General features: G+C 70.1%; 11 protein-coding genes. All 11 read right to left on the reverse strand.

Going from position 1 to position 7,491, the window contains the following annotated elements:
* Positions 1–40: 40 nt before the first annotated feature.
* Positions 41–334 (reverse strand): co-chaperone GroES, encoded by a 294-nt coding sequence (locus tag HWY45_RS21630; RefSeq protein ID WP_011544732.1) that lies wholly within the window; start codon positions 332–334, stop codon positions 41–43.
* Positions 335–712: 378 nt separating this feature from the next.
* Positions 713–1,240, reverse strand: a complete 528-nt coding sequence (gene flhC / locus HWY45_RS21635; protein ID WP_059565334.1) for a flagellar transcriptional regulator FlhC — start codon at positions 1,238–1,240, stop codon at positions 713–715.
* A gap of 10 nt (positions 1,241–1,250) precedes the next feature.
* Positions 1,251–1,568: a flagellar transcriptional regulator FlhD gene (gene flhD, locus HWY45_RS36910; protein WP_059885080.1), complete on the reverse strand. Its 318-nt coding sequence runs from the start codon at positions 1,566–1,568 to the stop codon at positions 1,251–1,253.
* 107 nt (positions 1,569–1,675) lie between these two features.
* Positions 1,676–1,816, reverse strand: a complete 141-nt coding sequence (locus tag HWY45_RS21645) for a hypothetical protein (protein ID WP_124490332.1) — start codon at positions 1,814–1,816, stop codon at positions 1,676–1,678.
* A 327-nt stretch (positions 1,817–2,143) separates the two neighbouring features.
* Positions 2,144–2,644, reverse strand: a complete 501-nt coding sequence (locus HWY45_RS21650) for an SRPBCC family protein (protein WP_059802407.1) — start codon at positions 2,642–2,644, stop codon at positions 2,144–2,146.
* A 22-nt stretch (positions 2,645–2,666) separates the two neighbouring features.
* Positions 2,667–3,257, reverse strand: coding sequence for a LolA family protein (locus HWY45_RS21655; RefSeq protein ID WP_059802409.1), 591 nt, complete (start codon positions 3,255–3,257; stop codon positions 2,667–2,669).
* Between the two features lie 41 nt (positions 3,258–3,298).
* A complete protein-coding gene (locus tag HWY45_RS21660; RefSeq protein WP_059885051.1) occupies positions 3,299–3,712 on the reverse strand; it encodes a hypothetical protein in 414 nt (137 codons plus the stop codon).
* A 39-nt stretch (positions 3,713–3,751) separates the two neighbouring features.
* Positions 3,752–4,531 carry an anti-sigma factor family protein gene (locus HWY45_RS21665; protein WP_059885054.1) on the reverse strand — a complete coding sequence of 260 codons (780 nt, stop codon included), beginning with the start codon at positions 4,529–4,531 and terminating at the stop codon, positions 3,752–3,754.
* Positions 4,531–5,046, reverse strand: a complete 516-nt coding sequence (locus tag HWY45_RS21670) for a sigma-70 family RNA polymerase sigma factor (RefSeq protein WP_059565329.1) — start codon at positions 5,044–5,046, stop codon at positions 4,531–4,533. Before HWY45_RS21670 ends, HWY45_RS21665 begins: the two co-directional genes overlap by 1 nt.
* Before the next feature lie 27 nt (positions 5,047–5,073).
* Complete coding sequence (locus tag HWY45_RS21675) at positions 5,074–5,433, reverse strand: COG4315 family predicted lipoprotein (RefSeq protein WP_059802413.1); 360 nt, start codon at positions 5,431–5,433, stop codon at positions 5,074–5,076.
* A gap of 313 nt (positions 5,434–5,746) precedes the next feature.
* The coding region (locus HWY45_RS21680; protein WP_176118387.1) for a beta strand repeat-containing protein at positions 5,747–7,491 on the reverse strand (1,745 nt) is incomplete at its 5' end.

Below are 7,491 nucleotides of genomic sequence, written 5' to 3' on the forward strand. Positions count from 1 at the left end.
ACTCCTTGAATTCTTGGGAATATGTACCGTCGGTGGACGCTTACTTGGCGTTGACCACGGCCATGATGTCTTCTTCGCGCATCACCAGCAGTTCCTGGCCGTCGACCTTGACGGTCTGGCCAGCGTACTTGCCGAACAGGACGCGATCGCCGACCTTCACGTCGAGCGCGATCGGCGCGCCCTTGTCGTCACGCTTGCCCGGGCCGACCGCGAGGATCTCGCCTTGATCCGGCTTTTCAGCAGCAGCTTCGGGGATCACGATGCCCGAGGCGGTCTTGGTTTCCTGATCCAGGCGCTTGACGATCACGCGATCGTGCAAAGGACGAAGGTTCATATTCACTCCTCTCTTGACTGAGATTGAAGAACGCTTTGGGAATCCGCCCGGCACGACGCCAGGCGGAGAATTGTTAGCACTCTCGTGCAGCGAGTGCTAATTATATGGACGGGTTTTGACAAATTCAAGAAGGGGGAATGGCGGTTTTTTTGGCCTGGCGCAAAGCGCCGCCGCGCCCCTCAAGAAACCTGAAATGTCTTTTTAAAACATGGGGATATGACGAGAATACCCAGCCGATGCCGGCATCCGCTGCCGGCATCGGCGATCGGGGCCAGATCGGACACAGGGTAAGCACGGGGTGTCGAATCGGTGCGCGGGCGGCAGCGATCGGGCGACCGCACGGGTCAGGCCCGACTTACCGGGCCGGCACGCGAACCATCAATGCATCGCCGGCTTCGTCATCTTGCCCGCACGCGCGGGCGGCTGGCAAATCACGCACGCGCCGCGTCCGTGCAGATCGTATTTGTGCGCGACGAACTTGCCGCCGCAGCGGCCGCATTGCGTCATCCGCAGCATCCCGCCGTTGAAGAAGCGCACGAGCGTCCACGCGCGCGTCAGGTCGAGTTCGACGTCCATGCCCGCGTGCGCGCAGTGCTCGCGGTACAGCCGGTAGCCCTTCGTCAGCGCATCCAGGTGCGAGCAGCACGCCTCGTCCTTCAGGAACAGGTACGTGTTGTAGAACAGTGACGCATGGATGTTCCCGCGCCACGTCATGTACCAGTCGGCCGACGAAGGCAGCATGCCCTTCGGCGGCGACACGCCCCTCACCTCGCGGTAAAGCCGGGTCAGTCTCTCGCGCGACAGCGTGAGCTCGGATTCGAGCAGCTGCATGCGCGCGCCGAGTTCGATCAGGTCGACCGCACGCGACACTTCGCGCGCATAGGCGATCAGGCTCGGGTTCGACATGGCCGCGCCGTCACGAGAATTGCGCGGCCGGCTGGCCCGCGAGCAGGATCGCCGCATGCGTGTGCGACACGTCCGCCTGCTTCGGCGACGTGGCGAGCGCGGACAGCATCGCGTGGTCGCCGAACCGGAAGCCGCACAGCAGCTGGTCGCAGGCCGCGAGCCGCGTCGTCTGCGCGAGCGTCAGCGTGGACAGCAGCTCGGCGAGCGGCGCCGACAGCCCGAGCCGGAACATGCCGGCCTCGCGGTCGTCGCGCAGCAGGCGCTGCGCGAGCATCAGGTACGAAATGTTGATGTCCCGGATCGAGTCGAGCGTGTCGCTGTTGTTCACGTCTTTTCTCCGTTCAGGCGGGGCCGCCCGGGCGGGTCGCCCCGTTCGCCCGGCGCCCTCCGCCGGTTTGACGTCCGTTCCGTCGCCGCGCGCCGGGCGCGCCGCGTTCAGCATCCGCCGCGCGAGTCGGCCACGCCCGCGGCGATGAGATGCTTCGCCAGTTCGCGTAAAAGATGCTCGGTCAGTGCGCCTGCGCCGCTTTGGGCGAGGCGTTGCAATTCGATCAGGTCTCGTGCTGCGCGGCTCATGTCGGTCTCCGTTTCGTTGTGCGATGCCGGGAATGAAGCTGCTGGTTCGACAGGGAAGAATCCAGCCACCCAAGCCTCATGCGACGTTCGATTGCGGAGCGGGGCACGAAGGCGTCCGTCGTGCGGGGTTCGGGCTCGAAACGGGCTCGATCACGTCGGACGAAAAACGAAATACGTTTGTTGTGAGGAAAGTATCGGCAACGATTGACGGGAATCAAATCAACGGAGGCTGATCTTCACGTCATATTTATGCCGGCCCGCGTGTAGGGATTCGCCGACAGGGGCAAGGCGCCGCCGACAGCCCGGCACGCCGCCCGGCCGCCCGCGTCACGCGCCGGCGGCGGGCAGGAACGAACGGCCGTCCGATTCGACGCACGCGCCGAGCCACTGCGCGAGCCCGCGCGCGCCTTCGCGCATCACGACGTCGTGATTCCATTTGAACAGCGGGCGGGCGAGCGGCGCGAGCCAGTTCATCCAGCGCACGTGCGTGCGGATGTGCCACTCGTAGCGAACGACCGTGCGCTCGCCGTCGTTCGCGAACGACCAGCGCCCGTCGCCCTCGACCGCGCCGCTCGCGCGGCCTTCGAGCGAGTGCATCGGCTCGACGCGCAGCACCCGCATGTCGAACGTCAGCCGGTACGGCAGCGCGCCCTTCCACGTGTACCGGTGCAGCGCGCCGACGCCGTGCGCGTCGCCGTGCTCGACCTCGACGGTGCGCTCCGCGCTCTTCCACCATGCGGGCCAACGGTCGGCCTCGTAGATCGCGTGCCAGACCGCCGCCAACGGCGCGTCCACCCGCCACGTCGTCGAAAACCGGTACTCAGCCATGCCGCCTCCGGCGCGTCGGGATTCAGGGATCGAAGAAGTGATCGGGGAATGCAACGTCGATCTCGATATCGTCGAGCGTGACGGTTTCGAGCGGCTGCTCGTCGCCATCCGCGAAGCTGAGCACCTTCAGCGGAAAGCCGTCGCGCACGTCGAGCCACAGCTGGTAGCGGTGCACGCCCGCCACCGCGTGCGCGGGCGCGCCGGTGACGCTCACGCGCAGCGCGGCCCGGCCGCCGACCGTCTCCTCGCCTTGCGTCACGGTCACGCCGCCTTCCTGCAGCGCGCGCACGTTGCGCAGCAGCTCGCCGACATCGGACTGGTCGACCCGGTGGCCGCTCGCGTCGCGCACGAGCGGATTGGCCGGCGACAGCGACAGCGCCGGCGGCACGTGCGCGCCGAACGGCCGCAGCCGCACCTTGCCGCTCGCCGGATCGTAGATCAGCACCGCGCCATGATGCGGCGACACGAAGTCCATCCGGATGTAGCCGGGCTTGCGGTACGCATAGTGGATTTCGGTGCGCTCGCCATGCCGCGGCGACGAGCGGATCGTCGCCCGGTACGAGCTCGCCTGCTCGAAACGTTCCTGCGCGACGGTCAAGGGGTCTGCGGTCATGCTCGCTCCAAGCAGCGCGGCGGCGGCCAGCCATCCGGCAATCACGGCCCCTCCTCGACCTCCAGCACGCCTTCCATGCCGCGGTCGCGATGGCTCTTGAACAACAGCAGGCGATGCGTGCAATAGTAGGCGAAGCGACCCGCCTGCGTGGGCGTGAAGCGGAACGTCTTCGGCGCGGTCGTCAGTTCGGTGCGCACCGCAATGCCGGCCTGCGGCGCGTCGATCGCGAAGTTGTGCGAAATCAACCCGGTCCCGTTCGACACCGTCAGCTCGACCGGCACGCGCGCCTTCACGATCACATGGTTCGGACGGAAGAAATAGCTGCCGCCGACGATCACGACCCGCTGCACGCCGTCAGCGTCGACCGGTACGTGCACGGGCACGTCCTCGGCGGCACGCGCGGCGCCTGCGCAGGCCGCCAGCGCGATCAACAGGATCCGGGCCATTCGCGTCATCGCACCCTCCGCAATCTCCGTTCCCGCGCGACGCGCGCGTCAACCCTTCCATACGTCGGTCCGGCCGCCGAGCGCGCCGCACGCCTCCATCGCGATCTCGCGCAGGCGCGGATCGTCGCCGCGGCCGGACAGCGCATAGCCCATGCCGCGATCCGCCCAGAAATAGGTGCGGCGGCCGTCGGCGCGCAACGCGCGCGGCTTCAGGTCGTGCCCGGCGAACACCGTCGCGTACAGCGTCACGCGCTCGCCGTCGGCGCGCTCGTACATGAACTGCGCGGCCGGGCCGGACACGCCGGGCAACAGCCGGCCGCCGATCAGCGCGTAGCCGTACTCAGCGAGCGACGGTGCGCGGACCGGCCGGCCGACGCGCGCCGACAGCCATGCCGCGAGCCGCTCCGGATCGCCGGCGCCGACTTCGACCGGATGCTGGCGGTCGACCGCGTACACCGCGTAGGCGACGTCCGCGCGCGCCGCGAACGCCAGCTCGTTGCCGAACGCCGTCCATCCGGCGTGCAGCGCGATGCCGAGCAGCACGCCGGCCGCCAGCCCGCCGAGCCCGATCGCGACGCTGCGCCGCCATGACGCGCGGCGCTGCACGAACAGCGCCGGCGCGGCGGCAGGCAGCGGAAACAGCGCCTGCAGCGCGGCGCGTTGCGCGCGGTAATGCGCGAATCGTTCGGCATCCTCCGGATTCGCCTGCAGGCGGTCGAGCACTTCGCGCCGCTCCGCGCCGGACAGCTCGCCGTCCAGCAGCGCGGACAGCAGCTGGGCCGACACGTCGGCATCGTGCTCGTTCGAGGGCTTGCGCGATTCGTCCATCATGTCTTCCCGATCACCCGTAGCGGCGCGGCGCCGCGCCCGGACTGCTCGTCCGACAGCAGCGCGCGCATGTGCTCGCGCGCCCGCGCGAGCCGCGACATCACCGTGCCCACCGGCACCGCCAGCACCTGCGCGGCCTCCTGGTAGGAAAGCTCCTCAAGCGCCACCAGCAGCAGCACCTCGCGCTGCTCGACGGGCAGCCGGTACAGCGCGCGCTGCACGTCGCGCAGCAGCAGCCCGCTGATCTCGCCCGCGGGCGCGGCCATCGTCTGCCAGGGCGCCGTCGCGTCGTCGACCGCGATCTCGTGCCGCGCGCGCAGCTGGTCGATGAAGCGGTGACGCAGCAGCGTCAGCAGCCACGCGCAGAGATTGCCGGCGACGCGCGGCGGCTTGTTCAGCGCACGCTCGAGCGTGTCCTGCACGAGATCGTCGGCCCACGCCGGGTCGCCCGTCAGCGCACGCGCATACCGCGTGAGGCGCGGCAGCCACACGAGCAGGTCCGATTCGTAACTCATCCGGATGCCTCGCACACGGGCGCGCCATCACGGCCGCGCGACGTGCCACATCCCGCCCATGCCGTCGCCGCCCGCATCGCCCGCCTTGCGGTCCATGCTCCAGCGGTACAGCGGATGGCCCTTGTACGCCCATTGCATCTTGCCGTCGTCGCGCCTGACGATGCTCCACGCGCCCGACGCCTTGTCGTACGCGTCGGCGAGCGCCGGCGGCCAGCTCGCCACGCACCCGCTGTCGCACATGCTTTTGCCGGGCGCGTCGCGGTCGAACGTGTACAGCGTCATGTGGTCTTCGTCGACCAGCTTCCCGCCGCTGACCTGCGGCGGCTCCGCGGCCGCGGGCAGCGACGCCCCGGCCGTCAGCGCGACGACGAGCAGTATCCGTTTCATTCCGGTTCTCCTTCGCGTGACATCGCGGCGCGTGCGGCGCCGCCTGCTTTGCGCGGACGCCGCCGTCGCGGAACGGGAGATCGACTTCGATGCGGAAATTATCCCGCCGCGCGACGACGCCGTGACTCGGTAAATAAACGGACGAGCGCGGCCGATTATTCCGTCGCATTTATGCAGGTGCTGGCGACTGCGGGTGTAGCGGGCGGACGAGGGATCGCAAGAAAAAGGCGGCATGACATCGCTGTCATGCCGCCTTGCGCGCGTGCCGGCGGGCGGCGGGCAACGCCCGCCTGGTGCCCGCCGTCCGGTTGCGTTATTTCGGCAGTGCGCCCGTGAGCGTCGTCAGCAGCGACGACACCGGGGCGAGCGGGTTGCTCGGCGAACCGCCGCTCGAATGCGGCGTGACCGACAGGCCCGGCGTCGAGCCGAGCGCCGTGCCGACTGCGGTGCCGGCCGCGTTGACGACCGTGGCCGTCGCGTTCGCGCCGGTCGTCAGCAGTGCGCCGGCTGTGCCTGCCGTACTGCCCGCGGCGCTGGCGCCCGAGCCCATCAGGCTGCCACCGGCCGCCGCCGTCGAACCGGCCGCGCCCGCGAGCGCGCCGCCGGCCTGCGACAACTGTGCCGGACCGTTCGCCAGCGCGCCTGTCAGTGCGCCGGCCGCCTGCGACAGCGGTGCACCCGCGTTGCCGAGCGCACCGGTCAGCGCGCCGGCCGGATTGCTGCCGCCGGGCAGGCCGCCCGTCAGGCCGTTCACGAGATTCGTGATCGGCGCGATCGGGCTGCCGCCGGCCGCGCCGGTCAGCGTGTTGACGACCTGGGTCACGGCGCCCTGCACCGGCGCCAGCGGGTTCGCGCCGCCGAGGTTGCCGAGCGCGCCGGTCACCGAATTCACGGCGCCGGTCAGCGCAGCGGCGGGATTGCCGCCGCCGAGATTGCCCAGCGCGCTCGTCACCTGGCTAACCGCGCCGCCCAGCGCGCCTTGCGCCTGGCTCAGCGCACCCTGAAGCGGGGCCAACTGATTCGACCCGCCACCGGCATTGCCCAGTGCGCTCGTCACCTGGCCAACCGCGCCGCCCAGCGCGCCTTGCGCCTGGCTCAGCGCGCCCTGAAGCGGGGCCAGCGGATTCGACCCGCCGCCGGCATTGCCCAGCGCACTCGTCACCTGGCCAACCGCGCCGCCCAGCGCGCCTTGCGCCTGGCTCAGCGCACCCTGCAGCGACGCGAGCGGATGCGTGCCGCCGAGGCTGCCGAGCGCGCCCGTCACCGAACCCAGCGCACCGGTCAGCGCGCCGGCCGGGTTGCCGCCGGTCGGCAACGCGTTCTGCAGGCCGTTGACGAGGTTCGTGATCGGCGCGATCGGGCTGCCGCCACCGGCACCGGACAGCGTGTTGACGACCTGCGTCACCGCACCTTGGACCGGCGCCAGCGGATTCGTGCCGCCGAGGTTGCCGAGAGCACCGGTCAACGAACTCACGGCGTTGCCGAGCGCAGCGGCCGGATCGTTGTCGCCGAGCGTGCCGGCGAGCTGGGTCACCGCGCCCTGCACCGGAGCCAGCGGATTTGCGCCGCCGCCGACGTTGCCGACCGTACCGGTGATCGTGTTCACCGCGTTGCCGAGTGTGCCGGCAGGGTTGCCGTTGCCGAGCGTGCCGACGACCTGGTTCAGCGCGCCTTGCACCGGCGCAAGCGGGCTTGAGCCGCTACCAACCTGGCCTGCGATCGCGTTCACCGCGTTGGCCAGCGCGTCGGCCGGATTGCCGCCGCCGACACTGCCCAATGCACCGGTCACTTGGCCAACCGCGCCGCCAAGCGCGCCGTGCGCCTGGCTCAGCGCACCTTGCAGCGGAGCCAGGGGGTTCGAGCCACCGCCGACGTTGCCCAGCGCGCCCGTTACCTGGCCGGCCGCACCGCCAAGCGCGCCGTGCGCCTGCCCCAGCGCACCTTGCAGCGGAGCCAGGGGGTTCGAGCCACCGCCGACGTTGCCCAGTGCGCCCGTTACTTGGCCAACCGCGCCGCCAAGCGCGTCGTGCGCCTGCCCCAGCGCACCTTGAAGCGGAG

Source organism: Burkholderia stagnalis (assembly GCF_902830275.1).
GTDB classification, from domain to species: Bacteria; Pseudomonadota; Gammaproteobacteria; order Burkholderiales; family Burkholderiaceae; genus Burkholderia; species Burkholderia stagnalis.

What these genes read in the sequence shown, in the direction of transcription:
- HWY45_RS21630 (WP_011544732.1), bottom strand. Translation starts at nt 334, where the DNA reads ATGAACCTTCGTCCTTTGCACGATCGCGTGATCGTCAAGCGCCTGGAT.
- flhC (WP_059565334.1), bottom strand. Translation starts at nt 1,240, where the DNA reads ATGTCGAACCCGAGCCTGATCGCCTATGCGCGCGAAGTGTCGCGTGCG.
- HWY45_RS21645 (WP_124490332.1), bottom strand. Translation starts at nt 1,816, where the DNA reads ATGAGCCGCGCAGCACGAGACCTGATCGAATTGCAACGCCTCGCCCAA.
- HWY45_RS21650 (WP_059802407.1), bottom strand. Translation starts at nt 2,644, where the DNA reads ATGGCTGAGTACCGGTTTTCGACGACGTGGCGGGTGGACGCGCCGTTG.
- HWY45_RS21655 (WP_059802409.1), bottom strand. Translation starts at nt 3,257, where the DNA reads ATGACCGCAGACCCCTTGACCGTCGCGCAGGAACGTTTCGAGCAGGCG.
- HWY45_RS21660 (WP_059885051.1), bottom strand. Translation starts at nt 3,712, where the DNA reads ATGACGCGAATGGCCCGGATCCTGTTGATCGCGCTGGCGGCCTGCGCA.
- HWY45_RS21665 (WP_059885054.1), bottom strand. Translation starts at nt 4,531, where the DNA reads ATGGACGAATCGCGCAAGCCCTCGAACGAGCACGATGCCGACGTGTCG.
- HWY45_RS21670 (WP_059565329.1), bottom strand. Translation starts at nt 5,046, where the DNA reads ATGAGTTACGAATCGGACCTGCTCGTGTGGCTGCCGCGCCTCACGCGG.
- HWY45_RS21675 (WP_059802413.1), bottom strand. Translation starts at nt 5,433, where the DNA reads ATGAAACGGATACTGCTCGTCGTCGCGCTGACGGCCGGGGCGTCGCTG.